Source organism: Bradyrhizobium sp. AUGA SZCCT0182 (assembly GCF_018130185.1).
Classification (GTDB): Bacteria; Pseudomonadota; Alphaproteobacteria; order Rhizobiales; family Xanthobacteraceae; genus Bradyrhizobium.
The window spans coordinates 78,709-105,351 of record NZ_JAFCLY010000025.1 but is presented as its reverse complement, the minus strand read 5'-3'; the positions used below and the strand labels follow the sequence as shown (position 1 = coordinate 105,351).

Genomic DNA, 26,643 nt, shown 5'->3' with positions numbered 1-26,643 from the left:
ACGGTCAAACGTTCTTGCAAACGTTGTCTTGAGGGTGTTTCTCGCATAGAAGCGCTGCCTCTTCCCTTTCCGCCGCGGGCGGGGGGACGGCATTTTTCGTCGGAGAGTGAACGATGGGTTACAAAGTCGCGCTGGTCGGAGCGACCGGCAATGTCGGGCGGGAAATGCTCAACATTCTCGACGAACGCAAATTCCCCGCGGACGAGGTGGTGGCGTTGGCGTCACGCCGCAGCGTTGGCGTGGAAGTTTCGTATGGCGACCGTACCCTGAAGTGCAAAGCGCTCGAGCACTACGATTTCTCCGATATCGACATCTGCCTGATGTCGGCGGGCGGCGCGGTGTCGAAGGAATGGTCGCCCAAGATCGGCGCCGCCGGCGCTGTCGTGATCGACAATTCGTCGGCCTGGCGGATGGATCCGGACGTGCCGCTGATCGTGCCCGAAGTGAACGCCGACGCCGTGACCGGCTTCACCAAGAAGAACATCATCGCCAATCCGAACTGCTCGACCGCCCAGCTCGTGGTGGCGCTGAAGCCGCTGCACGACAAGGCCACCATCAAGCGCGTCGTGGTCGCGACCTATCAGTCGGTGTCGGGCGCCGGCAAGGATGCGATGGATGAGCTGTTTTCGCAGACCAAGGCCGTCTACACCAACAGCGAACTGATCAACAAGAAATTCCCCAAGCGTATCGCCTTCAACGTCATCCCCGAGATCGACGTGTTCATGGAGGACGGCTACACCAAGGAAGAGTGGAAGATGATGATGGAGACCAAGAAGATTCTTGATCCCAAAATCAGGCTGACCGCGACTTGCGTGCGCGTGCCGGTGTTCGTCGGCCATTCGGAAGCCGTCAACATCGAGTTCGAGAATCCGATCACGGCCGATGAAGCGCGCAACATCCTGCGCAATGCACCGGGGTGCCTCGTGATCGACAAGCACGAGCCTGGCGGTTACGTCACGCCTTATGAAGCCGCCGGCGAAGACGCGACCTATATCAGCCGCATCCGCGAGGACGCGACCGTCGAGAACGGGCTGTCGCTGTGGTGCGTTTCCGATAATCTGCGCAAGGGTGCGGCGCTGAACGCGGTGCAGATCGCCGAGTGCCTGATCAACCGCAAGCTGATCAGCGCCAAGAAGAAAGCAGCATAAAAGGCCGCGTAGCCTTTAGATGCTGCCCTGCATCTCGCTGACGGCGTGGAATTCCTTTGCCGCCGGATCGAGCACGAACAGGGAGCCTTCCGCGACGCCGAAATAGGCGCCGTGCAAACTCATCTCGCCGCGTTCGACCAAGGTGCGGACGAACGGAAACGTCATTAGATTCTCGAGGCTGCGAAACACCGCCGCCTTCTCGATCCGCACCGTAAACTCCTGCATCGACTCGCGGTCACGCTGCTCGACGACTTCGCCCGGCTTGATGAACATCTGCATCCATCGCCCGATGAAATCGCCGGGCGACAGGGGTTCGATTTTGTCGATGAAGGCGCGGATGCCGCCACATTGCGCATGGCCGAGCACCACGACGTGCTTGATGCGCAAAACATTTACCGCGTATTCCAGCGCCGCGGATACGCCGTGGGCGCCGCCGTCGGGCTGATAGACCGGCACCAGATTGGCCACGTTGCGGACCACGAACAGTTCGCCCGGGCCGGCGTCGAAAATGACCTCCGGCGAAACGCGGGAATCGCAGCAGCCGATCACCATCACCGCGGGCGACTGGCCACGCTCGGACAGTTCCCGGTAGCGTGACTGTTCTGTAGGCAGCCGCTGCGAGGTGAAGGTCCGGTAGCCGTCGAGCAGATGTTGCGGAAATGCTGTCATGGCCCCTGCCTAACCATAGACCGATGACAGGAACAAGGCTTTCGGCCGGCCGTTTGAAATGATATCGCGTGGGGTTCAAAAAGCCCCCGGGGAAACCAGCCCATGATCCGTCCGCGCCGCAGCCTGTTGTTCATGCCGGGATCGAACGCGCGGGCGCTGGAAAAAGCGCCCAATCTTCCCGCCGACGGCATCATCCTCGACCTCGAGGATTCGGTGGCGCCGGACGCCAAGGCGCTCGCCCGTGACCAGATCGCCAAGGCGATCGCGGCCGGCGGGTTCGGCAAGCGCGAGGTGCTGATCCGGGTCAACAGCCTGGATACGCCGTGGTGGATCGACGACGTCACCATGGCCGGCAAGGCGCGGCCGGACGGCATCCTGGTTCCCAAGATTTCCAGCGTCGCGGATCTCAACGCCATCGCCAATCGGCTGAGCGATATCAACGCCGACACTTCCATTCGGGTCTGGGCCATGCTCGAAACCGCGCGCGGGGTGCTGGACGCGGACAAGATCGCCGCGGCCTCGAAGGATTCGGAAACGCGGCTCGCAGGCTTCGTTTTCGGGCCGAACGACATTTCGCGGGAGACGCGGATCCGCATGCAGCCGGGCCGCGCCGCGATGATCCCGATGATCACGCATTGCATCCTGGCGACGCGCGCGCATGGTCTCGAGATCCTCGATGGGCCCTACGGCGATATTGCTAACGTCGATGGCTTTGCCGTCGAATGCGCGCAGGGCCGCGATCTCGGGTTCGACGGCAAGACGCTGATCCATCCGAGCCACATCGAAGCCTGCAACGCGATCTTCACGCCGCCGGCGGAGGAAGTCGCGGCAGCGCGCAAGATCATCGCGGCGTTCCAGCAGCCCGAGAACGCTTCGCGCGGCGCGATCCAGCTCGACGGCCGCATGGTGGAACGGCTGCACGCCGACATGGCCAAGCGGACGATTGCGATTGCGGATGCGATCGCGGCGATGGCGAGCTAGCGCGTCTACACGTTGGCCCGTTCGCCGAGCCCGTCGATGGTGTGGGCGTTGGCGCAATAGTCCGCGTAATGCGCGGCGGCGGTGCCCGCGACGAGTTCACGGCCGCATTGGCGCTTGTGATTGCACAGGGAGCAGACGCGCTCCATGTCACGCAGCACCAGAGGCTCGGTGCGGGCCAGATCGACCTGGTTGATGCCGAGCGCCCCGAGCATTTTCGGCAGCTGATTGGCGGCATGCGGCCCTCGCCGGACCAGCGTCTCCAGATCGGCGGAAGAAACCCGCAGATCGCTGGCGATCTGGCCGAAATTGACGGCGTCCATGTCGCGCATTTCCCTCAACGCGCGCCGGTGCTTCAGCCAGTCGCCGAAGGTGTCGATCACGCGATTGACGATGGCGTGTGGCTTGGTCTGAACATTCATGGGGCGCTCCCTTGGTGGCGATGCCTGCCAAAGAGAACCGCAAACGGAAGCGCGCGTCATTGCGCTGGATCAAACGATTGAGAGGTTTCGGTGAAGCGGTGTTAAGCCCCGAACCGCTCCGCCGCCCAGGCGTAGAGGCTGCCGGGAATGGGCTTCTGGCCGCCGCGGCCTTTCGGCGAGATGTGCAGCCCGATGATATGGGGATCGGCGAGCAGCGCTGAAAAATCCGACGGCTCGAAAAAGTGCTTCGGCTCGGCGTGGACCGCATAGAATGATTGCTTCGGCAGTGCGTGCTGCAATTCGTTCGATCGGCGCGCGAGCGCGGTGAGCGCGGCCGGACCGAAGATCGCCACGCGAATATCCGAGAGGCGGTTCGATCCGCCGCGCAGCTGCCGCAGCAGGAAGGTCAGGCGATGGCGCAGCGCCAGCCAGTCCGGCGTCAGTTCGTCCTGCGCCATCAGATTCTCGAACGCCGTGACGATGGGATCGTCCGGCGGCAGATACAAAACCGAATTGCCGAGCTGGCGCGGCCGCTCCCAGGCGAAATAGGGTTTTGCAGGATCGATCTCGACCGGCTTCAGCAGCAGGACATCCGCGTCGAGCCATAGACCAGCCCTCTGCGCCATCAACCGCATGCGGAAGAAATCGCTGAACTGCAGGATGGTCCAGTCGCGCCAGCTGCCGTCCGGCTGCGGCGGGCGAAGTCGCTCGGAAAAGGAATGCGGCAGGATCGCTTCGGCCTCGGCGTTGCCGACGCCATCGGGCAGGCCGGCAAGCGGGTCGAAACTGTAAACGGTGACCTTGTGGCCCGCTGCGACCTGCGATCGCAGGCAGGTCAGCCGGAGCGCATCGAGCGGGCCATGCCAGAAGGTGACGACGTCAGGCCGCATCGGCGTCGCCTCACTATTGTCGAGCGAGGGCGGCGACCCGCGATCAGGCCCAGGCGCGCTCTATTGTGGCCTTGGCCTCGTAGGTATCGATGGAAGCCTTTTTCTCCATCGTCAGGCCAATGTCGTCCAGACCGTTGAGCAGGCAATGCTTGCGGAACGGGTCGATCTCGAACTTCACGGTGCCACCGTCGGGGCCGCGGATTTCCTGGGCCGCGAGATCGATGGTCAGCGTCGCGTTGGCGCCGCGTTCGGCGTCGTCGAACAGTTTGTCGAGATCGTCCTGGGTGACGCGGATCGGCAGGATGCCGTTCTTGAAGCAGTTGTTGTAGAAGATGTCGCCGAACGAGGTCGAGATCACGCAGCGGATCCCGAAATCCAACAGCGCCCACGGCGCGTGCTCGCGGCTCGAGCCGCAGCCGAAATTGTCGCCGGCGACCAGCACCTTGGAATTGCGGTAGGCCGGCTTGTTGAGGATGAAGTCCGGATTCTCACTGCCGTCATCCTTGTAGCGCTGTTCGGAGAACAGGCCCTTGCCAAGGCCGGTACGCTTGATGGTCTTCAGATACTGCTTCGGAATGATCATGTCGGTGTCGACATTGATGATCTTCAGGGGCGCGGCGACGCCTTCCAGTGTGGTGAACTTGTCCATCGAACGTACTTCCCGGCTGAAATGAGGGGATAAGCCGCCAATTTATCGCGAAATCGCCCCCGGCAAAAGGCCAATTTGCGCAATCCTACCCCGCTCTTACGCTTCTTGGGCTTCAATTGCCTCCATATCGGCGTCCGACAGACCGAAATGGTGGCCGATTTCGTGAATCAGCATGTGCCGGACGATATAGCCCAGCGTTTCCTCATGTTCGGCCCAGTAATCCAGGATCGGCCGCCGGTAGAGCCAGATCATGTTCGGCAGGCGGGCGACGTCGTTATTGCTTTGGTGCGGCAGGCCGACGCCCTGGAACAGGCCGAGCAGGTCGAACTCGGTTTGCGCCTGCATTTCGTCGAGGACCTCGTCGGTGGGGAAATCGTCGACGCGGATGATCACGCCCTCGCACAGGGTTCGAAAGCCCTTTGGCAGGCGCTCGAAAACCTCATGCGCCATGGCTTCCATTTCGGCGAGCGACGGTGCTTTTGCTTCCTTCCACATCGCGCCTGTTTAGCGCGTGTTCCAACGACGCGCCTACTCATTTTGCGCGCCTACTGATTTTGAATCCCATCGCCCGGTTGACCTTGGCGCGGCAATCGGAGACCGTACCGCCCGATAACAGGCTTTGGGTGGGCGGAATGAAGCGGATTGCGGCGGCGGCGGTAGTGGCGATTTTGACCGGATTCTTGTTGCCGGATGGCGGCGCACGGGCTCAGACGGCACCGTCAGCGATGCGCACCGCACAGATGCCGAAGCCGGCTGTCACCGACGCGTCCGCACAACGCCGGCGGCCGCTCCGCCGCGTGCCGATCTACCGGCAGGAGCAGTGGGAGCCGGATGTCTATCCGCGCTATAATCCGGGGCCGAATGCGGTACGCAGTTGCACTGCGACCTATGTGCAGGAATACCGGCCGAGCGGCACTGTCATCACGCCGCGCATGAACTGCTACTGGCGGCCCGGCTAGCGCCCGCGCACGGCGCCGATCAATCCTGCGCAAACCACAATCGCTGACGCCGCATAATTGAGAATGGCCATCGCCGCTCGCTTGCAAGGCCAACGCTGTGTCGCCCGATCGAAGCGTTCATGTTTGAAATCATGACCGTCTCATGAATGCGGAGTGTCTGCAGAAGATGCGGTAGCAGTCTGCGCCGGTTTGACGCGCCGCTGTAATTAATCGGAACCGATGTACACGCTCCTTGTTCATCTTCGTGGCGCAGTCATTCAGTTCGCATTCACGTCCTCAGCTTCAAGCTGTGAACTGCGTCGCGGCGTAGCGGCTGCTTGTCGAGCACCGCTCGCCACGAACGTGACATCCTGAAGACCAAGGAGACTTACATATGCAGGTGATGAAAGTTCTGGGGCTTGCCGCCGTTGGCGCCATGCTCGTTATAGCCGCTCCAACCGAGCGCGCTAACGCGTTGTCGCTGAGCAACCCTGGCGCTGCTGCGGCCGTCCAGGAGGATGTCAAGCCTGAGACGACAGAGGCGGGATGGCGGCATCGCCATCATCGCTGGCATCGTCATCATCACCACCGTCGGCATCATCATCATCGTCACCATCATCGCCGCTGGTGATCGCGAGTTTGCGGATTTGAAGTGAGCAGGTCCGTTCATCGCGGGCCTGTTTTCACTTCAAGTTTACTGCCATGAAACGGGCGCCATTGCTGCCTGTTATTTGATGATCCTGAATCAGAAGAGGTAGATCGTCATGAAGACCTTGATCGGAGCAGCCGCTGTCGCGGGCGCTCTGGTGTTTGCCGGCCCGGCGGCGGTCAATTCGGCGGCCGCGGCATCGCCGCAAATGAAGCAACAAACCGCCGGCACGTCAGGTGCGACCGACTTCAGCGCGCAACGCTATTACGGGCGCCATTATGGTTACGGCTATTATCGGCCGTATGCTCGCCCATACTACCGGCCGTATTACGGACCCCGCTATTACGCGCGGCCCAATTACTACCGGCCATACCCCTATTACGCACCGGCGCCGTTCACGTTCGGCTTCGGCTTCGGTCCGTATTGGTAACGGGCGCGGCCATCGCGCTCAGGAGACGAGCGCGATGGCGTTGATCCCGTTCACGCGCAACGGGAAGCGGATCAGGCCGCGCGAATGAGATCGAGGAAAGTGTTGACGTCGGCGCGCAGCTTCTCCGACTGATGGCTGAGGTCGTCAGCCGCCGTCAGCACTTCCGACGCCGCGGCGCCGGTCTCGTTGGCGGCGTCGTTGACGCTGCCGACGTTCGAAGATACCTCGGTCGTTCCCTTCGAAACTTCCTGGATGTTCTGCGCAATGTCGCGGGTGGCAGCGCTCTGCTGCTCGACCGCGGCAGCGATCGCCGTGGCGATTTCGTTCATCTGGGCGATCGTCGTCCCGATCGTCTTGATGGCCGTCACGGCGTTGCCGGTCTCCTGCTGGATCGCGGCGATCTGGGCTGAAATATCCTCGGTCGCCTTGGCGGTCTGGGTGGCAAGCGCCTTCACCTCGGTGGCGACGACGGCAAAGCCCTTGCCGGACTCGCCGGCGCGCGCCGCTTCGATCGTGGCGTTGAGGGCCAGCAGGTTGGTCTGCGATGCGATGTTCTGGATCAGCGAAATGACTTCGCCGATTTTCTGTGCCGCTTCGGCCAGGCCCTCGACGGTCTTGTTGGTGCGGTCGGTCTCGGCGACCGCAAGGTTGGCGGTCTGGGACGCCTGCGCCACCTGGCGCGAGATTTCGCTGATCGAGGCATGCAGTTCCTCGGTCGCCACGGCAACCGTCTGCACGTTCGCGGAGGCGACGTCGGAGGCGTTGGCGACAGCGGTGGCCTGCCGGCTGGTTTCCTCCGCCGTTGCCGTCATGCTGCCGGCGGTGGCGTGCATCTCGGCCGACGCCGCGGTCAGCGTTTGCAGGGCTTCCGAGACCTGGACATCGAAGGTCGCGATGTAGCCTTCGATGGCGCGCTGCCGGGCTTCCTTGCGGACCTGCTCCTCGCGCTGCTCGGCTTCGAGCCGGCGCGCCGTCGTCGCGTTCTCCTTGAAGACGGTGAGCGACTTGGCGAGACCGCCGACCTCGTCGGTCCGGCCGGCGCCGACGATCGAAATATCGAGATCGCCTCCGGCAAGCTTGGTCATTTCAAGCGTCATGCGCCGCAATGGCTGGGCAATCTGGCCGAACGCGATCCAGCCGAGGATGGCAAAGGCCAGCAGCAGGCCGACAATCGCCCCGACCACGAGCAAAAGACGGGTGTAATCGGCGCTGGCGACGCTCGCGTCGCGCGCGGCGCGCATGGCGTCCGTATTGATGGTGATGAGTTGCCCCACCGCCGCGATCGCGGTCTGGCGATGCTTGGCCGCGACGTTGCGCGAATAGGCGAAGGCCTCTTCCATCTTGCCCGCAGCCGCCAGTTCGAAGACCTTGGCGCTGGCGACCCGGCGGTCCTTGACCGCGGTTCGCATTGTGTCGATCAGCTGGCGCTGCTCGGGAGCAGTGGTGACGGTCGCCAGACGATCGATCGCGTCCAGCGTGGCATCGGTGGCCTTGCCATAGGACTCGACGTTCTGACTGATCGCCTTGCCGTCGGTGCCGGAGAGGATGACGTTCTTCTCGCTCACCGCGGCGCTGTTGAAGTGGCTCTCGGCCTGCAGGCTGTACTGCACCCGCATTGCGTTGCCGTCGACGAGGCTCGCCGCCGTCGCGGACAGGTTGCTCAGCGCCATCGAGGCCTGCACGACGATCCCGACTGCCACAAGGGCGACGATCGCGGCAGGCACCGCGATCTTGGCAATAATGGGCAGGTTTTGAAATCTGGCGATCATTTCTGGATCTCTCTGGAGTGAAACTTGCTGCTGCCCGAACCGCTGCGACCGGCCTGAGAACCGCGCCCGTGCCGGCACGGCGCCACGCCGGATCAAGCCCTCGACTTGAGGGGATCCGAAGCCAGCTATCGATTTTCTGATTGGTTAAGGGTCAGTTTACCAGCGGGCCGTTAGCAAAGTGTTGACGCTGTCAGGAACGAGTCCCTCCAACGGAGGTCCTGGTCAGGGGCGTGGCAGCTCAGCCCTGCTTCAAACGCTGTTCAAATCCCCCGTTCGAATCCTTTGGCCAGCAACGCGATGCCGTCCGCGCCGGCTTTGCGGTCCTTGGAGATTTCCAGATAGTCCGGCTAGTCTGCAAAGGCCCGGAACGCGGCCTCGTCGGGAAACGACATCAGCACCAGCTTGTCGCGATCCCATGCGCCACTTCCGATACTGGTGAGGTTGAGTTGAAACAAAACAGGCGCCCGCTGGGGCGCCTGTTTTTTGAATAGCGTGATGAGCGCGAAGGGGCTCAATCCCAGTCCTTGCCCTTCCAGGGCTTGATCTTCCACGGGGTGAGCGACTCCAACCGCCATTGCTGCCAGTGTTCCGGCGGCCAGTTACTGAGGCGCCTTGTGTCTTTCGGCGCGACGGGGACGAGATCGACTATGCGCGAGACGTTGCGCCGGCTCTGGCGCGTCGCCTCGCTGATCATATCGACATATTCTGGTTTATCGGCCACGTCCGGCTCCTCGCGATGATCATTCCCGTAAGCAGCCAGTCTGCGCCCCGCGCCTTAACGAGGCCTTGCCAGAACGCCTCGATGTTGAGGCAACGCGCGTTAACGCCACTCCCTGATATCAACAAAATGCCCGGCGATCGCTGCCGCGGCCGCCATCGCCGGCGACACCAGATGGGTGCGGCCTTTGAAGCCCTGCCGGCCCTCGAAATTGCGGTTCGAGGTCGAGGCGCAGCGCTCTTCCGGCGACAGCTTGTCGGGGTTCATGGCCAGACACATCGAGCAGCCCGGCTCGCGCCATTCGAAGCCGGCCTTGATGAAGATCTTGTCGAGGCCTTCGGCTTCCGCCTGTTCCTTTACGATGCCCGAGCCCGGCACGATCATCGCGCTGACGTGGCCGTTGACGGTCTTGCCTTCGGCGACTTTCGCCGCCGCGCGCAAATCCTCGATACGGCCGTTGGTGCAGGAGCCGATGAACACGCGGTCGAGCTTGATGTCGGTGATCTTGGTTCCCGCGGTCAGGCCCATATATTTCAACGCGCGATGTTTTGAGAGCCGCTTGGCTTCATCGGCGATCTGGTCGGGGTCCGGCACCATGCCCGTGATCGACACCACGTCCTCGGGCGAGGTGCCCCAGGTCACGATTGGCGGCAGCTTGGCCGCATCCAGCCGGATCTCGTGGTCGAAATGCGCGCCTTCATCGGAGCGCAGCGTGTCCCAGTAGCGCATCGCGGCGTCCCACGCCTCGCCCTTCGGCGACATCGGACGGCCCTTGAGGAATTCGAACGCCTTTTCATCCGGCGCAATCAGGCCGGCGCGGGCGCCGCCTTCGATCGACATGTTGCAGACCGTCATGCGGCCTTCCATCGTCAGCGCGCGGATCGCATCGCCGGCATATTCCAGCACATAGCCGGTGCCGCCGGCGGTGCCGATCTCGCCGATGATGGCCAGGATGATGTCCTTGCCGGTGACGCCGTCGGGCAATTTGCCGTCGACCACCGCGCGCATGTTTTTTGCTTTTTTCTGGATCAGCGTCTGGGTTGCGAGAACATGTTCCACCTCCGACGTGCCGATGCCGTGGGCCAGCGCGCCGAACGCGCCATGGGTGGAGGTGTGGCTGTCGCCGCAGACGATGGTGGTGCCGGGCAGCGTAAAGCCCTGCTCGGGACCGATCACGTGCACGATGCCCTGGCGCTTGTCGAATTCGTTGAAATACGTGATGCCGAATTCCTTGGCGTTGTCGGCCATCACCTTCATCTGTTCGATGCTCTCCGGATCGGGATTCGGCTTCGAACGGTCGGTGGTCGGGATGTTGTGGTCGACCACGGCCAGCGTCTTCTCCGGCGCGCGCACCTTGCGGCCGGTCATGCGCAGGCCTTCGAACGCCTGCGGCGAGGTCACTTCGTGCACCAGATGGCGGTCGATATAGAGCAGGCAGGTGCCGTCATCGGCTTCGTGCACCAGATGGTCGTTCCAGATTTTGTCGTACAGCGTGGTGGGCTTTGACATGAGCGTAAGCTCCAAAAATGATTCTGTGTGAGCGGTCAGCGCGGTTATCAGCGCAAGCAACGGGCAGTCAGCGCGGCATCAAAGGCCGCAGCTAAGCTCTGACGTCGCCGAGGTCGCAAAGCGTCCGAAGAAACGGCCGGGCAGGCGCGAACGGTCGTCGATCACGAAGGGATCGATGCGCCGGCCTGCAAAGCTGGTTTGATCTGGAACCATTCTAGCCTCATAGCACATGAGGTATCTAAGCGCGATATGCGTTTATATCCACCGTCATTGCGAGCCGTTGCAATGACGAAAGGCCCAACAAAAAAAGCGCGGGGCAAAACCCCGCGCTTTTGGTCACATCCCCCTGCAGGAGACGAATTACTCGCCGACGGCGGTCGCGCGCTCGGTCTTCTCGACGATGCGGGCCGACTTGCCGCGCAGTTGGCGCAGGTAATACAGCTTGGCGCGACGCACCTTGCCGCGGCGCACCACCTTGATCGAGTCGATCATCGGCGACATCACCGGGAAGACGCGTTCCACGCCTTCGCCGTAGGAAATCTTGCGGACGGTGAAGCTCTCATTGAGCCCGCCGCCGGACCGGCCGATGCAAACGCCTTCATAGGCCTGCACGCGGGTGCGCTCGCCTTCGACCACCTTGACGTTGACGATCACGGTGTCGCCGGGGCCGAACTCGGGGATCGACTTGGTCGCGGCCAATTTGTCGAATTGCTCTTTTTCGAGCTGTTGAATGATGTTCATTGAAATCTCCATCGGCGGCGCGCCCAGCCAGTCCAGCGCGGGCTGCGCGAACGTCCATCTATCCTGCTGTATGCTGCGGATTTGGCGCCCGTATAAGGCATCAAAGCGCGCTTGTCACCCGTCTGTCGTGCTTTTTGGGCGTTTTTGGCGGGTCTTAATCGCCCACAAATCCGGCCGCCGCGCCCTGGTCAGGGCTTCAGCCTCGGCCTGACGCCAGGCGGCGACCTTGGCATGGTCGCCGGAAGTGAGGATTTCCGGGATCGTCCGGCCCTCGAACTCCTGCGGGCGGGTATATTGAGGGTATTCCAGTAGTCCCTCGGAAAAGCTCTCCTCGGTCCCCGAGGCCTGTTTTCCCATCACCCCCGGCAAAAGCCGCACACAGGCGTCGACCAGCACCATGGCGGCGACTTCACCGCCGGACAGCACGTAATCGCCGATCGAGACCTCATCGAGCCCGCGGGCCGCAATGACCCGCTCGTCGATGCCCTCGAACCGGCCGCAGACGATCAGCGGCCCTGGGCCAGCGGCGAGCTCGATGACCCGGGACTGGGTCAATGGCCGACCTCGGGGGCTCATCAGGAGGCGCGGACGAGACTGGCTGGTATCCGCAGCATCGATGGCGGCGGCCAACACGTCGGCGCGCAGCACCATGCCGGGCCCGCCGCCAGCCGGCGTGTCGTCAACGCTGCGGTGGCGGTCGGTGGCCGATGCCCTGATGTCGCGGGCTTCCAGCGCCCACAGCCCGGAAGCCAGCGCCTTGCCCGCCAGGCTAACGCCGAGCGGGCCCGGAAACATGTCCGGGAATAGCGTGAGGATGGTGGCGCGCCAGGGACTTTCAGAACAGGTCATTCAAAACCCATCACGTAAGCGTCGGAACGTCGCCGCCTTCAATTTCCTTGGGCAGTTCTATCACGACGCGGCCGGCCGCAAGGTCGACCGTCGGCACCACGGCATTGGTGAACGGCAGCAGCATCGTCGGGCCCTGCGGTGGTGCGATCTCGATGATGTCGCCGGCGCCAAAATTATGGATCGCGGTGACGCGGCCGAGCGGTTCGTTCGCGGCATTGACCGCGGCGAGCCCGATCAGATCGGCGTGGTAATATTCGTCGTGGTCGGTCTCAGGCAGCTTGTCGCGCGCGATATAGAGCTCGATGCCGTTGAGGCGTTCGGCGTCCTCGCGGGTGGCGACGCCTTTGATCGTGGCGACCAGATGATCTTTCGCCTCACGGGCATGCGTCACCTCGAACTGGCGCGCGCCGTCCTTGGTCGTCAGCGGGCCGTAATCCCTTACGGCCAGCGGGTCTTCGGTAAACGTCCACAGTTTCACCGCGCCGCGCACGCCATGCGCGGCGCCGATCCGGGCGACACAAATCGGTGCTGCCACCGCCCCGCGCCGCTAACGCTTATGACTTCGCGGCGGCTTCGGCAGCGGCCTTGCGCTCCTTGCGCGGCACGGCCTTTTCCGGGTTGTTGCGCGCGGCACGCTTCACGACACCGGCGGCATCGAGGAAGCGGGTGACGCGGTCGGACGGCTGCGCGCCCTTGGCGAGCCAGGACTTGACCTTGTCCATGTCGAGCTTCAGGCGGGCTTCGTTGTCCTTCGGCAGCAGCGGATTGAAATGGCCGAGACGCTCGATGAAGCGGCCGTCGCGGGGAAAGCGCGAGTCGGCGACGACGACGTGATAGACCGGGCGCTTCTTGGTGCCTGCGCGAGCGAGGCGGATAACGACTGACATTGTATTCTCCGTAAGTTTGGTTTGATGTGATGAGAGTGAATTGATCGCGATTATTTCTTCTTGCCGGGGAATCCGCCGAGGCCCGGCAGCGTCGGCTTGCCGCTGAGGCCCGTGAGCCCGGGCAAATTCGGCAGGCCCTGACGCAAGCCCACCGGAATATCCTTCGGCAGCGCGGGCATGCCGCCGGGCCCGGCGCCACCGGGCATCTTCTCCGCCAGCGCCTTCATCTGTTCGGCCGACGGCATGCCGCCGCCGCCAAAGCCCATCGCCTGCGCGATGCCGGCCATCGGGCCGCGCTTGCCCGAACCCATCGCCTTCATCATGTCGGCCATGTTCCGGTGCATCTTCAGCAGCTTGTTGACTTCCTCGACCTTGACGCCGGCGCCGGCCGCGATGCGCTTCTTGCGGCTGGCTTTCAGGAGGTCGGGGCTCTTGCGTTCCTGCCGCGTCATCGAATCGATCACCGCGACCTGGCGTTTGATGATCTTGTCGTCGATCCCGGCGTTGGCGATCTGGTTTTTCATCTTGGCGATGCCGGGCATCATGCCCATCAGCCCGCTGATGCCGCCCATGTTCGCCATCTGCAGCAATTGCTCGCGCATGTCGGCCAGGTCGAACTGACCCTTGCGCATTTTCTCGGCGACGCGCGCCGCCTTTTCGGCGTCGATATTCGCCGCCGCTTTTTCGACCAGCGACACCACGTCGCCCATGCCGAGGATGCGGCCGGCGATACGGCTGGGGTGGAAATCTTCCAGCGCGTCGGTTTTTTCGCCGGTGCCGATCAGCTTGATCGGTTTTCCCGTGACCGCGCGCATCGACAGCGCGGCGCCGCCGCGGCCGTCACCATCCACCCGTGTCAGCACGATGCCGGTCAGGCCGACGCGTTGGTCGAAGGCGCGCGCGAGGTTGACCGCGTCCTGGCCGGTCAGGGAATCCGCGACCAGCAGCACTTCATGCGGGCTGGCGACGGTTTTGATTTCCGCCGCTTCCGACATCATCTCTTCGTCGAGCGTGGTGCGGCCGGCGGTGTCGAGCAGCACCACGTCGTAGCCGCCGAGCTTGGCGGCTTCCAATGCGCGTTTTGCAATTTGCGCCGGCTTCTGGCCGGCGACAATGGGCAGCGTGGGAATGTCGAGATCGCGCCCGAGCACTGCGAGCTGTTCCATCGCCGCGGGGCGATAGATGTCGAGCGAGGCCATCAACACCTTGCGCTTGTCGCGCTGGGTCATGCGGCGCGCGAGTTTTGCTGTCGTGGTGGTTTTGCCGGAGCCTTGCAGGCCGACCATCATGATCGCGACCGGCGGCACTGCATTGAGGTCGATGGTCTGGCCGTCGGCGCCAAGCGTGGCGACCAGTTCGTCATGGACGATCTTGACCACCATCTGGCCGGGTGTGACCGACTTGACGACGGTGGCGCCGATGGCCTGCTCGCGTACGCGGTCGATAAAGCTTCTGACGACGTCGAGCGAGACGTCGGCCTCGAGCAGCGCGCGGCGCACCTCGCGCATCGCGGCATCGACGTCCTTTTCGGACAGCGCACCGCGGCCCGTCAGCCGATCGAGTATCCCACCAAGCTTTTCCGACAGATTGTCGAACAATGCCGTTATCCTCTGTCCTGCCTCAGGACGAATTTCCAAACACGATTACGCCCGAGGGCGCATCGCGCTGTCGGGCGTTGGCCTCCGGTCTCTAGGGCCGGGCGGCGGGTCGAAAAGAACGTCTTTCCGAGAAGTGCCGGGGTTAAACGCCCGGAAGCCATCAAAGTCAAGGGGAAACTAGGACGAAATGCCCTGGTGTCTCGGACTTAAAGCATTGAAGTAGCTATATTATGTCGAAATGGCGGGCCGGTGAGCGTTCTCTCCGCCGCGGGTTCCAACTTCGTCCGCGAACGCCATATAACGCCCCGTACCCGTTGTCCCTTGCCGCCCTATGTGATCGCGCCCGTGCCCATCACCCGCCGCCGTGTCTTTGCAGTGCTCGCCGGTCTCGGTCTGGCCGTCGGTGCGCCGTCTGTCTGGATGTCCCGCATGAAAACCTATGACGGCCCTGCTTCCGATCATTTCGACGGCCTGACCTTCTTCGATCCGGATGGTTCGCCGCCGAAATCATTGGCCGAGGTGCTGCGATGGCAGTTCGGCGGCGGCCGGCAGCGCGCGAGCTGGCCGGATTGGGTGCCAAGTGCGCACGCCGATACGCCGCCGCCGCGCGTTGATGGCAACAAGGTACGGTTGTCGTTCGTCGGCCATGCGAGCTGGCTGATCCAGACTGGAGGCCTCAACATCCTGATCGATCCGGTGTGGTCGATGCGGGCCTCGCCGTTCAGCTGGGCCGGGCCGAAGCGCCACAACGATCCCGGCATTGCGTTCGACGCGCTGCCGAAGATCGATGTCGTGCTGGTGTCGCACGGCCATTACGACCATCTCGATCTGGCGACGCTGTCGAGGCTTGCGAAAACGTTTTCGCCGCGCGTGATCACGCCGCTCGGCAATGACGTCACCATGCGCGACGCGGATTCGGCGATCAAAGTCGAAGCGTTCGACTGGAAGGATCGCGTCGAACTCGGCAACGGCATCGCCGTGACGCTGGTGTCGACGCGTCATTGGTCGGCGCGCGGGCTGTTCGACCGCAACAAGGCGCTGTGGGCGAGTTTTGTGCTGGAGACGCCCGTTGGCAAACTCTACATCGTCTGCGATTCCGGCTACGGCGACGGCAAGCATTTTCGCCGGGTCGCCGAAGCACATGGCCCGCTGCGGCTGGCGATCCTGCCGATCGGCGCCTATGAGCCACGCTGGTTCATGCGCGACCAGCACATGAACCCGTCGGACGCCGTGAAGGCGCTGGCCGATTGCGGGGCGCAAACGGCACTGGCGCATCATCACGGCACGTACCAGCTCACCGACGAGGCGATCGACGCGCCAGTGATTGCGCTGGGCGAAGCGCTGGACGAAGCGAAGATTCCGCGCGAGCGGTTTGCCACGCTGAAGCCCGGGCAGGTATTCGAGGTTTAGTCGCCGCGCCAACTATCCCGTCGTCCCGTTATTCCTTCGGCTTGATCGCCCAGGATACGCTCACCGAAACCGACAGCGTCTCTTCGCCTTGCGCCACCGGCGCGGATGCGGCCATGCCGCCGGCGACTTTGCTGCGGAACATCGGGCTGGGCGCGCCTTCCTCGGAAATGCTGATCGGTTCGCCGAGCGTGACGCCGGCGGTCCTGGCATAGATATCGGCCTTGCGGCGCGCGTCCGCGATCGCCTTCTCGCGGGCCTCGTCCAGATGCTTGGACGGCTGCGTTACGATGAAATTGATGCCGCCGATCTCGTTGGCGCCGGCGCCAACCAGCACGTCGATCACGCCTGCGACCTTGGTGACGTCGCGGACCTTGATCGTGACGCGGTTGCTGGCGCGGAACCCAACGACGCCTGGCCGCTCCGCGGTTTTGGACGAAGTCGCATATTGCGGCTGCAGCGACAGCCGCGAGGTCTGGTAATCCTTTTCGTCGATCCCGGCACCTTTCAGCGCCAGCAGCACCTTGCCCATCGCCGCGTTATTGGCGTCGGACGCCTCGCGCGCGGTCTTGGCGTCAGTGGTAACACCGCCATCGATCTGCGCCTGATCGGGTGCCACCGAGACGTTGGCTTCGCCGGTCACGGAGATGGCGGGCGGCGGCGCTGTCTGCGCCAGCGCGGGCGTGGCCACCAGCACGGCTGCGGTGATAACAAATGCGAGCGGATGCTTCATGTCTCTCACTTCAGCGGCACGTAAACATTGATCACCAGCTTGTCCTCTGCGGTCTTCAGGGGGTCGGTAATGTATTCCTCGACGAAGGTGTCTTTTGCTTCAAGTTTCTTGTCGTCGAGGTGATTGGTGATCGCCTCATAGGTGTTGTCCATGTTGTCGTAGGAGCCGCGATGGACAAACTTCAGGGCTTTGCCCTCGGGCGATTTGCCGATGCTCATGTCCTTGGTCAGGTTCTTCGGCTCCTGGTCGACTGGAATTTCAGCCAGGAACGTAAAGCCGCTATCGTCGGTCGAGGTGTAGACGATCATCGAATTGCCCGCTGCCTTGATGCCCTGCTTGTCGAGCAGCGCGTTCAGCGCCTTGAACGAATCGATCAGGGTGTCGAACGCCGAGTCCCAATTGGCGGTGCCCTTCATGACCACCACCTTCCTGGGCTCCAGCGTGAACTGCTCACCGAAGGGATCGGCGGTCTGAACGGCCGCAGGGGGCGTGGCCGGCGTCTGGGCGGCCGCGGGTGGCGGTGAGGGGGCAGCGGACGGGCTTGCCACCGGCGCGGGGGAGGTTCCCGGTGCCGGGATCGCGGATGCCGCCGGCGAAGGCGTCTCCGCCGGGGCAGGGGAAGCAGAAACGGCGGGTGCCGGTGCCGCGGAGGGGCTGGCAGCTGGTGAGGCGGCTGGTGCCGGCGCTTGCGCCAACGCAGGGCCGCCCACCGCGATTGCTACCATCGGGATCAGCGCGGCCATGGCCGAGCGGAAACGGCTGATACGGTTCATTTTAGGCATTCTCCATCCATCCCAAGCGGTCGCGGTGTGTCCCGGCTCACGCCCGCAAAGACGCCGCCATACCTAACATGCAAGGTCCGCCTTCGTCCCATGACAGATGCGTCATGGACCCCTGCGTACTAGGCAATCGGCCATTATTGGCCATATAAGACAGGCAGAAATTGGGAAATTCCATGAGCGCGCTGGCCAATCACGCATTCGCCAAGATGAACGGTATCGGCAACGAAATCGTCGTGGTCGATCTGCGCGACAAGCCGGCCAAGGTGACGGCGGAGGACGCGCGCGCCGTCGCCTCGCCCGCCGGCGTCCCCTATGACCAGTTGATGGTATTGCAGCCGCCGCGGCTGGAGGGCACCGAGGCCTTCATCCGCATCTACAACAATGACGGCTCCGAGGCCGGCGCCTGCGGCAACGGCATGCGCTGCGTGGTGCGGCGGCTGTTCGAGAAGACCGGCCAGACCGCTGTGACCTTCGAGACCCGCTCGGGTCTGTTGAATTGCTGGCAGGGGCCGCAGCCCGATCTCTACACGGTCGACATGGGCGTGCCGAAGTTCGGTTGGCAGGATATTCCGCTGGCCGAAGAGTTTCGCGACACGCGTTACATCGAACTGCAGGTCGGGCCGATCGACGCGCCGATCCTGCATTCGCCGTCGGTCGTCAACATGGGTAATCCGCACGCGATCTTCTGGGTCGACGACGTCAACGCCTATGATCTCGAGCGCTTCGGACCGCTGTTGGAAAATCACCCGATTTTCCCCGATCGCGCCAACATCACGCTCGCCCATATCGTCGATCGCGATCACATCACGATGCGCACGTGGGAACGCGGCGCCGGCCTGACCAGGGCCTGCGGTTCGGCTGCCTGCGCCACCGCGGTCGCGGCGGCGCGGTTGAAGCGCACCAACCGCATTGTCGAATTGTCGCTGCCGGGCGGCAAGCTCTCGATCCAATGGCGCGAGCGCGACGATCATGTGCTGATGACCGGCACGGCCGTTTTCGAATATGAAGGCCGCTTCGATCCGGCGCTGTTCGCCAGCGTCGCCTGAGCGATGGGCGTCGACGTCCTCACCTTTGGCTGCCGCCTCAACGCGTTCGAATCCGAAGTGATCCGGCACGAGGCGGAGAGCGCGGGCCTTTCCGATACCATCGTCATCAACAGCTGCGCGGTCACCAACGAGGCGGTGGCGCAGGCGCGGCAATCGATCCGGCGGCTGAAGCGCGAGCGGCCCGGCGCGCGCATCGTCGTCACCGGCTGCGCGGCGCAGACCCAGCCTGAAATGTTTGCCGGCATGATTGAGGTCGATCGCGTCGTCGGCAATGACGAGAAGATGCGCGGCGCGGCCTGGCGCAGCGCGCGTGCGGCGTTCGATTCCGGCTTCGGCATCGCCGCCAGCGAGAAGATCGCGGTCGCCGATATCATGGCGGTCACCGAGATGGCGCCGCATCTGCTGGAAGGCTTTCAGAGCGGTCTGCCGCGGGTGTTCGTACAGGTGCAGAACGGCTGCGACCACCGCTGCACCTTCTGCATCATTCCTTACGGCCGCGGCAATTCGCGCTCGGTGCCAATGGGCGCTGTTGTCGACCAGGTCCGCGCGCTGGTCGAGCGCGGCCACGCCGAAATCGTGCTCACGGGCGTGGATCTCACGAGCTATGGCGCCGATCTGCCGGGCACGCCAAAACTGGGCCAGCTGACAAAGCAGATCTTGCGGCATGTGCCGGAACTGAAGCGCTTGCGGATTTCTTCGATCGACTCGATCGAGGCCGACCGCGACCTGCTCGACGTCATTGCGGATGATGAACGCCTGATGCCGCATCTGCATCTGTCGCTGCAGTCCGGCGACGACCTGATTCTGAAGCGGATGAAGCGGCGGCATTCACGCAGCGATGCCATCGAATTCTGCGCGCAGGTGCGGCGGCTGCGGCCGGACATCGCGCTCGGCGCCGACATCATCACGGGCTTTCCGACCGAGACGGAAGAGATGTTCGCGCGTTCGCAAGACCTGGTGGATGAGTGCGATCTCACCTTCCTGCACGTATTTCCCTATTCCAAGCGTCCGGGCACGCCGGCCTCGCGGATGCCGCAGGTCGCGGGCGAGGCCATCAAGGAACGGGCGAAGCGGTTGCGTGCGACGGGTGACGCGGCGCTGCGGAAGCGGCTGGTGTCGGAGATCGGCGCAACGCGACAGGTGTTGATCGAGAGTGGCAGGCAGGGGCGGACGGAGCATTTTTTGCCGGTGGCGATTGCGGGGGAAATGCCGGGCGCGGTGCGGGCGCTGACGATGATCGGCCATGACGGCGCGCGGCTGACGGTGTGAATTCTTCCTTCTCTCCTTGTGGGGGAAGGTGGCGCGAAGCGCCGGATGAGGGGTTTCTGTCCGCGCGCACAGAACCCGCGGAGCCAATGCTGACATCGGCTGAGCGTCCCTGGCATGTGCGCAAAGGGTCAGATGTGGTATAGGATGAGCCGATGAAACATCTTCCGCATGGACGAAGGAACAGCATTTGATACGACTAGCTTCGGTGATTGCTGTCGTTGCGACGGTATCTGTGCCATCGAAAACGTTTGCCGGTTTCAATGTGGCGTTCCCTCCTCCTTGCGATTATTGGGCCGAAATGATCGCCGAAATGAATCGTGCTGGGAAAGACACCACCAACGTTCGCTCGTTTTTGGCGGAGTGCGTCGCGCAGTCGAAGGCGGCAGAACAGGCTCGGATCAAGCGATATAATGACGCTTTGGAACGCCGCAAACGCGATACGATTTAGCGTTTGCCAGAATCGTCAACGGGATAAAGCTGACCCTTATGATGCCTACAGTGGCGTCTCGGCTATCCGCAGAAGTAGCCAGCAAGGGGATAGGGGTAAAAGCCGCTACTTCCCGTTCCACCCGCAGGCCCTGAGCCGCTCCTGCATATGCTCCGGCGCCGGCGCGACCACGCGGACCGGTTCCTTGTTCCTTGAAATCGGAATCACGATCTCGCGGGAATGCAGATGCAGGCGCGGCTCGCCGAAGCGGGGGCCGTTGCCGTAGATGTTGTCGCCGACGATCGGCCAGCCCGTGGCCGATGTGTGCACGCGCAATTGATGGGTGCGGCCGGTGACCGGTTCCAGGTCGAGCCAGGCGAGGCCATTGCCGCGGCCGCGCACTTTCCAGTTTGTGACGGCTTTTTGACCATCTGGATCCGGCTTCTGCCACCAGCCGCGCTCGACGTTGAGCCGGCCGAGCGCCATGTCGATGGTGCCTTCATCTTCGGCAGGTCCGCCTTCGACGACGGCCCAATAGGTCTTTCCGATCTTGCCGTGCTTGAATAACAGGCCGAGCGAGGCCGTGGCCTTGCGATGGCGTCCCAGCACGAGACAGCCGGAGGTATCCTTGTCGAGGCGGTGTGCGAGCACCGGCGGCCGCGGCAGGCCGAATCGCAACCCGTCGAACGAGGTTTCCAGATTGGCGCCGCCCTTGGGGCCGCGATGCACCGGTAGCCCGCAGGGTTTGTCGATGACCAGCATCAGCCCGTCGCGGTGGAGCACGCGGGCCTGAATTTCTTCCGCGGTCAGGTCCGCAATTTCAATGAGTTTGTTGTGGCTTTCGTTCATGGCGCGAAACCGCTAACACACGTCCGACATGAGCGATACCACTCCCGGAACTCCCAAACTGAGCTGGTGGCGGCGGCTTTCGAGCGGCCTGAAGCGGACCTCGAGTTCGATCGGGTCAGCCGTTGCCGACCTCGTCACCAAGCGCAAGCTCGACCGCGCCATGCTAGATGATATCGAGGATGTGCTGCTGCGCGCCGATCTCGGCACCGAGGTCGCAGTGCGGATCGCGGACGCCGTCGGCGCCGGCCGCTACGACAAGGCGATCTCGGCGGACGAGGTCAAGGCGGTGGTCGCGACCGAGGTCGAGAAGGTGCTGGCGCCGGTGGCCAAGCCGCTGGTGATCGACGCCGCCCAAAAGCCGTTCGTCATTCTCGTGGTCGGGGTCAACGGTTCCGGCAAGACCACCACCATTGGCAAGCTGGCGGCGAAACTCAGCGCCGAGGGCCGCAAGGTGATGCTGGCGGCGGGCGACACGTTCCGCGCCGCCGCGATCGAGCAGTTGAAAGTCTGGGGCGAGCGGACCAAATCGCCCGTGATTGCGGGCGCGCAGGGATCGGACTCGGCCAGCCTCGCCTTCAATGCGCTGACGGCAGCGCAGGAGCAGAAGACAGACGTGCTGCTGGTCGACACCGCCGGGCGATTGCAGAACAAGGCCGAGCTGATGAAGGAACTCGAAAAAGTCGTTCGCGTCATCAAGAAGGTCGATGCCTCGGCCCCGCATGCGGTGCTCTTGGTGCTCGACGCCACGGTGGGACAAAATGCGCTGTCGCAGGTCGAGGCTTTTCATCGTACCGCAGGCGTCACCGGCCTTGTGATGACCAAGCTCGACGGCACCGCGCGGGGCGGCATCCTGGTGGCGCTGTCGGAGAAATTCAAACTGCCGGTGCACTTCATCGGGGTCGGCGAAGGCGTCGACGATCTGGCGCCGTTCACCGCGCGGGATTTTGCGAACGCGATTGCAGGGATTGACTCGTAATGGACAAGACCCAGCCGCATCCGCTGTTCAAGCTCGCGACCGAACTCGGTCCGCTGCTCGTATTCTTTGTCGCCAACGCCAAATTCGGTCTGTTCGTCGCCACCGGTGCGTTCATGGTGGCGATCATCGCTGCGATGGTCGCGTCCTATGTGGTGACGAAGCATGTACCCATGATGGCGATCGTCACCGGCGTCATCGTCATCGTGTTCGGCACGCTGACCCTGGTGCTGCACGATGAGACCTTCATCAAGGTGAAGCCGACCATCATCTACGGCCTGTTCGCCGCGATCCTCGGCGGCGGCCTGTTGTTCGGCCGCTCCTTCATCGCCATCATGTTCGATCAGATGTTCAATCTGACGCCGCAGGGCTGGCGCATCCTCACCCTGCGCTGGGCGCTGTTCTTTCTCGGGATGGCGCTTTTGAACGAATTCATCTGGCGCACCCAGTCGACCGATTTCTGGGTGGGCTTCAAGGCGTTCGGCGTGATTCCGCTGACGATGATCTTTGCGATCGCCCAGATGCCGCTGACCAAACGCTACCATCTGGAGCCGGCCTCGCTGGAGGCCAGCGAGGCGGACGCGGGAGATGTGAGGAAGGGTTAGCTGGCACCGCTCTGACTCCCTCGCCCCGCGCTTGCGGGGAGAGGGTTGGGGTGAGAGGCCTCTCTCCGAGCAAAGATTGCCGAGGGACCTGTACCCCCTCACCCGCCGCGCAAGTGCGCGTCGACCTCTCCCCGCAAGCGGGGAGAGGTAAGAAAAATCAGCTCTTCTGCTTGGCGATCACGTGGTCCTTGATCTTGTCGTAGGTCGCCTGCGGGACGATGTTCTTGTGCACCAGATCGTCCTTGCCCTTGTAGGGGCGGCCCGCGATGATCTTGGCGGAATAGGCCTTGCCGATCCCCGCCAACGCCTCGAGTTGGTCGGCGGTCGCCGAATTGATGTCGAGCAGATCGGCCTTCGGAGCCGGCGCCATCTTCGACTCCGGAGCCTTCGGCGCGGGAGCCATCTTGCTGTCGGATTTGGTCGCCGGCTGTGCGGTCTGGGCCATGGACGGGGTTGCCGTCATCAGGCCGATCGTGAGCGCAGTTGCGAGAAGAGAAGCGAGCGTGAAATGACGCATAGAAGTGTCCCTCCAAGGACGGTTTAAGTAACGCTATCAAGCTAGCTTCGAATTCGTGGCGGCGCCATGGCCGGCAAATGAACGGCAGATAAAAGCTGGAAATTATTTGCGCGCGAAATTTCCGCGCCGTCATTCCGGGGCATCGCGCAGCGATGAACCCGGAAACTCGTGATTCCGGTTCTGGTCCTTCGGACCATCCCGGAATGACGAGCGTCACCGCAACGCCTTCTCGATCTCTGCCTTCAGCACGGTATCGACATTGGCCGGCGTCACCGGCCCGACCAGTTTGTAGACGATGGTGCCTTCGCGGCCGACCACAAAGGTCTCGGGCACGCCATAGACGCCCCATTCGATCGAGCCGCGGCCATTGCTGTCGGCGCCGACCATGCTGAAGGGGTTGCCGTAGCGACCGAGGAAGCGGCGGGCGTTGTCGGGGGAATCCTTGTAGTTGATGCCGACGATCTGCAGCCGCTTGTCCTTGGCCAGAGCGGTTAGCAGCGGCATCTCGTCATGGCATGGCACGCACCAGGACGCCCAGACGTTGACGACGCTGACCTTGCCCTTGAAGGCCGCCGGGTCGAGCCCGGGAATGGCGATGCCGTTGTCGACCAGGCCTGCCAGCGCCGGCAGCGCGGTCTGCGGCGCCGGGCGGCCGATCAGGGCGGATGGAATTATGGAGGGATCGCCGCCGTGCAGCCGCAGTAGGAACAGCCCGGCCACCGCCATGAAACCGATCAGCGGCAGCGTCACCAGCCAGCGCCGGCGTTGCCGCGGTGCGTCGGACGCCGCCGGCCCGCTCATCTTATATCCGCCGCACTGCGGCCGGAACGCCTGGTGATGCCGCTGGCCTCGAGCTCGCGCAGGCGCGCCTTCTGGCGGCGAAAATCGATGGCGATCCAGGCAATCAGGATAGCGACCACCGCGGCGACCAGCGCATAGGACGTCACGATGAAGGAGGCATAGGGACCGAGCGCCATCGCGTCACGCGGCCTGTTGGCTGGCTTGCATGATCTGCAAGCTGCGCACGCGGCGGCGCAGGATCTCGTTGCGCATCGCCGCCAGATGCAGCGTGACGAACAGCAGCGAAAATCCAACCGCCATCACCAGCAACGGAATCAGGAAGGCGCGGTCGAGCGTGGAGCCTCCCATCCGCAGCACCGAGGCCGGCTGATGCAGCGTGTTCCACCAGTCGACCGAGAATTTGATGATCGGCAAATTGAGCGCGCCGACCAGTGTGAGGATCGCCGCCGCCCGCGCCGCCCGCGACGGATCGTCCACCGCGCGCCACAGTGCGATCAGGCCGAGATACATCAGGAACAGGATCAGCACCGAGGTGAGCCGCGCATCCCATTGCCAATAGGTGCCCCACATCGGCCGGCCCCACAGCGAGCCGGTGACCAGCGCGAGAAATGTGAAGGCAGCGCCGATCGGGGCGGCCGCTTTCGCAGCGACGTCGGCGAGTGGATGCCGCCACACCAGCGTGCCCAGCGCCGCAAGGCTCATGACGCCCCACACGAACATCGACAGCCACGCGTTGGGCACGTGGATGAACATGATCTTGACGGTGGCGCCCTGCTGATAATCGTCGGGCGCCATTGCTGCCTGGTACAAGCCGATGATCAGCAGGATCGCGGTGGCGCCCGCCAGCCACGGCAATAGGCGCGCCGTCAGCGACAGGAATTTGGTGGGGTTGGCGAGGTCGGTCAGCGTCATGGCAATCCTGATAGTCGGCGGCGGCGGGGCAGGCAATGCGGCTTGTTCTGTTCCATCAAGTGTTGATCGGCATGCATCAAGTTATCTAGTCCAGCCCGTGCCGCAGGCTGGCGGCTGCGGCAAACGGTCCGATCACGAAACTCACCAGCGAGATCGCGCACAGGATCGAAAACGGTGTTCCAAACGGCAGCGGTCCCGATATGGCGGCCTGCGACGCCGCAACGCCAAAAATCAGCACCGGGATCGACAGCGGCAGCACCAGCACCGCGAGCAGCAACCCGCCGCGATGCAGCGTCACCGCCAGCGCGGCGCCGATCATGCCGATAAAAGTCAGTGCCGGTGTTCCCACCAGCAGCGTCAGCGCCACGGCCGAGGTCGCGGTGGCGTCGAGATTGAGCATCAGCCCAAGCACGGGGGTCGCGATAATCAGCGGCAGCCCTGCGGCGAGCCAGTGCGCCAGCGCCTTCGCAGCACAGGCCAGTTCCAGCGGCGTCCGGCCCATCACGATCAGATCGAGCGAGCCGTCCTCGTGGTCTGACGTGAACAGGCGGTCGAGCGTGAGCAGACTGGCCAGCAGCGCGCCGAGCCAGAGAATGGAGGGCCCGAGCCGCGTCAGCAGCGCCAGGTCGGGCCCGAGCGCAAACGGCATCAGCACGGTGACGGTGAGGAAGAACAGCACGCCGATCAGCGCGCCGCCGCCGACGCGCAGCGCGATCCTGATGTCGCGTCGAATCAGCGCGGCAAGGGCGGTCATGCGCTTCCTCCCATCCGCAATTCGCCCGCCTCGATCCCGAGCGGCGCATGGGTGGCCGCGACGATGATGCCGCCGCGCGCGAGGTGGTCGCGCATCAGGCCAGCGAACAGATCCTGCCCGGCGGCATCGACTGCCGAGGTCGGCTCGTCCAGCAGCCAGACCGGCCGCCGCACCACGAGCAGCCGGGCGATCGACAACCGCCGCCGTTGGCCGGCCGACAGATACGCGGCCGGCAAATGCGTGGCGTGCGCGAGCCCCACTTTGGCGAGGCATTCATGGGGATCGCTGGCATCCCCGCCCAGAAAATCCCGCCAGAACGACAGGTTTTCGAGCACGCTGAGCGCGGGTTTTAGTGCGTCGCGATGGCCGAGATAATGGGTCTGTTCGGGCAGCGTCAGCTCGTCCGCGCCGCCTTCCAGCGCGACCGATCCGCCTGCCGGCACCAGCAAGCCCGCGATCAGCCGCAGCAGCGACGTCTTGCCGGACCCGTTGGGACCGACGACGGCGAGCGCGTGGCTGGATGCGGCCTCGAAATCGAGCCCGGAAAACACCGCGCGCCCACCCCGCACACAATCGATCTGGCGTCCTCTGAGCCGCATCTTGCCTCGTTACGGCCCTTCAGAAAACCTTGGGGTACCGCATCAGAATTTTTGGGTCGCGCAATGCTGCAGCACGATCGTGGTTGTGGCGGCGCATCTAGAAAGATTCTATAAGCCCGGAACTT

The 26,643-nt window shown here is 63.6% G+C and carries 35 protein-coding genes; 11 read left to right on the top strand and 24 right to left on the bottom strand.

Annotation, left to right across the window (positions count from 1 at the left end; genetic code table 11):
* Nucleotides 1-113: 113 nt before the first annotated feature.
* Complete coding sequence (locus JQ611_RS24960) at nucleotides 114-1,148, top strand: aspartate-semialdehyde dehydrogenase (RefSeq protein WP_192739342.1); 1,035 nt, start codon at nucleotides 114-116, stop codon at nucleotides 1,146-1,148.
* 15 nt (nucleotides 1,149-1,163) lie between these two features.
* Here JQ611_RS24960 and JQ611_RS24955 read toward each other — a convergent pair whose 3' ends face one another.
* Nucleotides 1,164-1,817, bottom strand: coding sequence for a carbonic anhydrase (locus tag JQ611_RS24955; protein ID WP_212267592.1), 654 nt, complete (start codon nucleotides 1,815-1,817; stop codon nucleotides 1,164-1,166).
* Nucleotides 1,818-1,919: 102 nt separating this feature from the next.
* Here JQ611_RS24955 and JQ611_RS24950 point away from each other — a divergent pair, with 102 nt between their 5' ends.
* A complete protein-coding gene (locus JQ611_RS24950; protein ID WP_212267594.1) occupies nucleotides 1,920-2,798 on the top strand; it encodes a CoA ester lyase in 879 nt (292 codons plus the stop codon).
* A gap of 5 nt (nucleotides 2,799-2,803) precedes the next feature.
* Here the strand turns inward: JQ611_RS24950 and JQ611_RS24945 are convergent, their stop codons facing one another.
* The 4 genes from JQ611_RS24945 to JQ611_RS24930 all read right to left on the bottom strand — a co-directional run bounded on the left by JQ611_RS24945 (nucleotide 2,804) and on the right by JQ611_RS24930 (nucleotide 5,251).
* A complete protein-coding gene (locus JQ611_RS24945; RefSeq protein WP_212389421.1) occupies nucleotides 2,804-3,217 on the bottom strand; it encodes a hypothetical protein in 414 nt (137 codons plus the stop codon).
* A 101-nt stretch (nucleotides 3,218-3,318) separates the two neighbouring features.
* On the bottom strand, nucleotides 3,319-4,107 hold the full coding sequence (locus JQ611_RS24940; RefSeq protein ID WP_212466864.1) for a hypothetical protein: 789 nt from the start codon (nucleotides 4,105-4,107) through the stop codon (nucleotides 3,319-3,321).
* 43 nt (nucleotides 4,108-4,150) lie between these two features.
* Nucleotides 4,151-4,756, bottom strand: a complete 606-nt coding sequence (leuD, locus tag JQ611_RS24935) for a 3-isopropylmalate dehydratase small subunit (protein WP_212389419.1) — start codon at nucleotides 4,754-4,756, stop codon at nucleotides 4,151-4,153.
* Nucleotides 4,757-4,852: 96 nt separating this feature from the next.
* Complete coding sequence (locus JQ611_RS24930; RefSeq protein ID WP_212466863.1) at nucleotides 4,853-5,251, bottom strand: metallopeptidase family protein; 399 nt, start codon at nucleotides 5,249-5,251, stop codon at nucleotides 4,853-4,855.
* Nucleotides 5,252-5,388: 137 nt separating this feature from the next.
* On the opposite strand from JQ611_RS24930, the gene JQ611_RS24925 reads away from it, so the two are divergent.
* From JQ611_RS24925 to JQ611_RS24915, 3 genes are all read left to right on the top strand, one after another.
* Nucleotides 5,389-5,715 carry a hypothetical protein gene (locus JQ611_RS24925; RefSeq protein ID WP_212267604.1) on the top strand — a complete coding sequence of 109 codons (327 nt, stop codon included), beginning with the start codon at nucleotides 5,389-5,391 and terminating at the stop codon, nucleotides 5,713-5,715.
* A gap of 497 nt (nucleotides 5,716-6,212) precedes the next feature.
* On the top strand, nucleotides 6,213-6,350 hold the full coding sequence (locus tag JQ611_RS43065) for a hypothetical protein (RefSeq protein WP_212389418.1): 138 nt from the start codon (nucleotides 6,213-6,215) through the stop codon (nucleotides 6,348-6,350).
* Between the two features lie 108 nt (nucleotides 6,351-6,458).
* A complete protein-coding gene (locus tag JQ611_RS24915) occupies nucleotides 6,459-6,773 on the top strand; it encodes a hypothetical protein (RefSeq protein WP_212389417.1) in 315 nt (104 codons plus the stop codon).
* Nucleotides 6,774-6,844: 71 nt separating this feature from the next.
* Here the strand turns inward: JQ611_RS24915 and JQ611_RS24910 are convergent, their stop codons facing one another.
* The 10 genes from JQ611_RS24910 to ffh all read right to left on the bottom strand — a co-directional run bounded on the left by JQ611_RS24910 (nucleotide 6,845) and on the right by ffh (nucleotide 14,844).
* Nucleotides 6,845-8,542, bottom strand: a complete 1,698-nt coding sequence (locus tag JQ611_RS24910) for a methyl-accepting chemotaxis protein (RefSeq protein WP_212267610.1) — start codon at nucleotides 8,540-8,542, stop codon at nucleotides 6,845-6,847.
* Between the two features lie 347 nt (nucleotides 8,543-8,889).
* Nucleotides 8,890-9,057, bottom strand: coding sequence for a DUF1330 domain-containing protein (locus JQ611_RS41840; protein WP_249133424.1), 168 nt, complete (start codon nucleotides 9,055-9,057; stop codon nucleotides 8,890-8,892).
* Nucleotides 9,054-9,263, bottom strand: coding sequence for a hypothetical protein (locus JQ611_RS24900; protein WP_212267612.1), 210 nt, complete (start codon nucleotides 9,261-9,263; stop codon nucleotides 9,054-9,056). Before JQ611_RS24900 ends, JQ611_RS41840 begins: the two co-directional genes overlap by 4 nt.
* A 99-nt stretch (nucleotides 9,264-9,362) precedes the next feature.
* A complete protein-coding gene (leuC, locus tag JQ611_RS24895; RefSeq protein WP_212267614.1) occupies nucleotides 9,363-10,769 on the bottom strand; it encodes a 3-isopropylmalate dehydratase large subunit in 1,407 nt (468 codons plus the stop codon).
* 78 nt (nucleotides 10,770-10,847) lie between these two features.
* Nucleotides 10,848-10,982: a hypothetical protein gene (locus JQ611_RS42545; RefSeq protein ID WP_283813449.1), complete on the bottom strand. Its 135-nt coding sequence runs from the start codon at nucleotides 10,980-10,982 to the stop codon at nucleotides 10,848-10,850.
* Nucleotides 10,983-11,129: 147 nt separating this feature from the next.
* Complete coding sequence (gene rplS / locus JQ611_RS24890; protein WP_192739330.1) at nucleotides 11,130-11,510, bottom strand: 50S ribosomal protein L19; 381 nt, start codon at nucleotides 11,508-11,510, stop codon at nucleotides 11,130-11,132.
* 114 nt (nucleotides 11,511-11,624) lie between these two features.
* A complete protein-coding gene (trmD, locus tag JQ611_RS24885; protein WP_212267616.1) occupies nucleotides 11,625-12,359 on the bottom strand; it encodes a tRNA (guanosine(37)-N1)-methyltransferase TrmD in 735 nt (244 codons plus the stop codon).
* 10 nt (nucleotides 12,360-12,369) lie between these two features.
* Nucleotides 12,370-12,894 carry a ribosome maturation factor RimM gene (gene rimM / locus JQ611_RS24880; RefSeq protein ID WP_212466862.1) on the bottom strand — a complete coding sequence of 175 codons (525 nt, stop codon included), beginning with the start codon at nucleotides 12,892-12,894 and terminating at the stop codon, nucleotides 12,370-12,372.
* Nucleotides 12,895-12,913: 19 nt separating this feature from the next.
* Complete coding sequence (gene rpsP, locus JQ611_RS24875) at nucleotides 12,914-13,246, bottom strand: 30S ribosomal protein S16 (protein ID WP_192739327.1); 333 nt, start codon at nucleotides 13,244-13,246, stop codon at nucleotides 12,914-12,916.
* A gap of 50 nt (nucleotides 13,247-13,296) precedes the next feature.
* Entirely contained in the window at nucleotides 13,297-14,844 is a 1,548-nt protein-coding gene (gene ffh / locus JQ611_RS24870) for a signal recognition particle protein (protein ID WP_212389410.1), read from the bottom strand.
* Between the two features lie 345 nt (nucleotides 14,845-15,189).
* Between ffh and JQ611_RS24865 the strand changes: the two genes are divergently transcribed.
* Nucleotides 15,190-16,254: an MBL fold metallo-hydrolase gene (locus tag JQ611_RS24865; RefSeq protein ID WP_212466880.1), complete on the top strand. Its 1,065-nt coding sequence runs from the start codon at nucleotides 15,190-15,192 to the stop codon at nucleotides 16,252-16,254.
* Between the two features lie 28 nt (nucleotides 16,255-16,282).
* On the opposite strand, the gene JQ611_RS24860 is transcribed toward JQ611_RS24865, so the two are convergent.
* Both JQ611_RS24860 and JQ611_RS24855 read right to left on the bottom strand, forming a co-directional pair.
* Nucleotides 16,283-16,984, bottom strand: coding sequence for an SIMPL domain-containing protein (locus JQ611_RS24860; protein WP_212466861.1), 702 nt, complete (start codon nucleotides 16,982-16,984; stop codon nucleotides 16,283-16,285).
* A gap of 5 nt (nucleotides 16,985-16,989) precedes the next feature.
* Nucleotides 16,990-17,757: a GyrI-like domain-containing protein gene (locus JQ611_RS24855; protein WP_212466860.1), complete on the bottom strand. Its 768-nt coding sequence runs from the start codon at nucleotides 17,755-17,757 to the stop codon at nucleotides 16,990-16,992.
* Between the two features lie 182 nt (nucleotides 17,758-17,939).
* Between JQ611_RS24855 and dapF the strand changes: the two genes are divergently transcribed.
* The 3 genes from dapF (at nucleotide 17,940) to JQ611_RS24840 (ending at nucleotide 20,529) form a co-directional block, all read left to right on the top strand.
* A complete protein-coding gene (gene dapF, locus JQ611_RS24850) occupies nucleotides 17,940-18,812 on the top strand; it encodes a diaminopimelate epimerase (protein WP_212466859.1) in 873 nt (290 codons plus the stop codon).
* 3 nt (nucleotides 18,813-18,815) lie between these two features.
* The gene (gene mtaB / locus JQ611_RS24845) at nucleotides 18,816-20,081 is read left to right on the top strand and encodes a tRNA (N(6)-L-threonylcarbamoyladenosine(37)-C(2))-methylthiotransferase MtaB (RefSeq protein ID WP_212466858.1); all 1,266 of its coding nucleotides are present in this window, start codon (nucleotides 18,816-18,818) and stop codon (nucleotides 20,079-20,081) included.
* A 187-nt stretch (nucleotides 20,082-20,268) separates the two neighbouring features.
* Nucleotides 20,269-20,529, top strand: a complete 261-nt coding sequence (locus JQ611_RS24840; RefSeq protein ID WP_212466857.1) for a hypothetical protein — start codon at nucleotides 20,269-20,271, stop codon at nucleotides 20,527-20,529.
* A 105-nt stretch (nucleotides 20,530-20,634) separates the two neighbouring features.
* On the opposite strand, the gene JQ611_RS24835 is transcribed toward JQ611_RS24840, so the two are convergent.
* Nucleotides 20,635-21,357 carry an RluA family pseudouridine synthase gene (locus JQ611_RS24835; RefSeq protein ID WP_212466856.1) on the bottom strand — a complete coding sequence of 241 codons (723 nt, stop codon included), beginning with the start codon at nucleotides 21,355-21,357 and terminating at the stop codon, nucleotides 20,635-20,637.
* A 28-nt stretch (nucleotides 21,358-21,385) separates the two neighbouring features.
* On the opposite strand from JQ611_RS24835, the gene ftsY reads away from it, so the two are divergent.
* A complete protein-coding gene (ftsY, locus tag JQ611_RS24830; RefSeq protein ID WP_212267643.1) occupies nucleotides 21,386-22,333 on the top strand; it encodes a signal recognition particle-docking protein FtsY in 948 nt (315 codons plus the stop codon).
* Nucleotides 22,333-22,935, top strand: a complete 603-nt coding sequence (locus JQ611_RS24825) for a septation protein A (RefSeq protein ID WP_212267645.1) — start codon at nucleotides 22,333-22,335, stop codon at nucleotides 22,933-22,935. The genes ftsY and JQ611_RS24825 overlap by 1 nt, the downstream gene beginning before the upstream one ends.
* A gap of 157 nt (nucleotides 22,936-23,092) precedes the next feature.
* On the opposite strand, the gene JQ611_RS24820 is transcribed toward JQ611_RS24825, so the two are convergent.
* The 6 genes from JQ611_RS24820 to ccmA all read right to left on the bottom strand — a co-directional run bounded on the left by JQ611_RS24820 (nucleotide 23,093) and on the right by ccmA (nucleotide 26,518).
* On the bottom strand, nucleotides 23,093-23,452 hold the full coding sequence (locus tag JQ611_RS24820) for a helix-hairpin-helix domain-containing protein (RefSeq protein ID WP_212466855.1): 360 nt from the start codon (nucleotides 23,450-23,452) through the stop codon (nucleotides 23,093-23,095).
* A gap of 213 nt (nucleotides 23,453-23,665) precedes the next feature.
* Nucleotides 23,666-24,253 (bottom strand): DsbE family thiol:disulfide interchange protein, encoded by a 588-nt coding sequence (locus JQ611_RS24815; RefSeq protein WP_212466854.1) that lies wholly within the window; start codon nucleotides 24,251-24,253, stop codon nucleotides 23,666-23,668.
* Nucleotides 24,250-24,429, bottom strand: coding sequence for a heme exporter protein CcmD (ccmD, locus tag JQ611_RS24810; RefSeq protein ID WP_192739315.1), 180 nt, complete (start codon nucleotides 24,427-24,429; stop codon nucleotides 24,250-24,252). The genes JQ611_RS24815 and ccmD overlap by 4 nt, the downstream gene beginning before the upstream one ends.
* Nucleotides 24,430-24,433: 4 nt before the next feature.
* Nucleotides 24,434-25,165 (bottom strand): heme ABC transporter permease, encoded by a 732-nt coding sequence (locus tag JQ611_RS24805; protein WP_212466853.1) that lies wholly within the window; start codon nucleotides 25,163-25,165, stop codon nucleotides 24,434-24,436.
* A gap of 85 nt (nucleotides 25,166-25,250) precedes the next feature.
* The gene (ccmB, locus tag JQ611_RS24800) at nucleotides 25,251-25,919 is read right to left on the bottom strand and encodes a heme exporter protein CcmB (RefSeq protein ID WP_212389400.1); all 669 of its coding nucleotides are present in this window, start codon (nucleotides 25,917-25,919) and stop codon (nucleotides 25,251-25,253) included.
* Nucleotides 25,916-26,518: a heme ABC exporter ATP-binding protein CcmA gene (gene ccmA, locus JQ611_RS24795; RefSeq protein ID WP_212466852.1), complete on the bottom strand. Its 603-nt coding sequence runs from the start codon at nucleotides 26,516-26,518 to the stop codon at nucleotides 25,916-25,918. The genes ccmB and ccmA overlap by 4 nt, the downstream gene beginning before the upstream one ends.
* Nucleotides 26,519-26,643 lie beyond the last annotated feature (125 nt).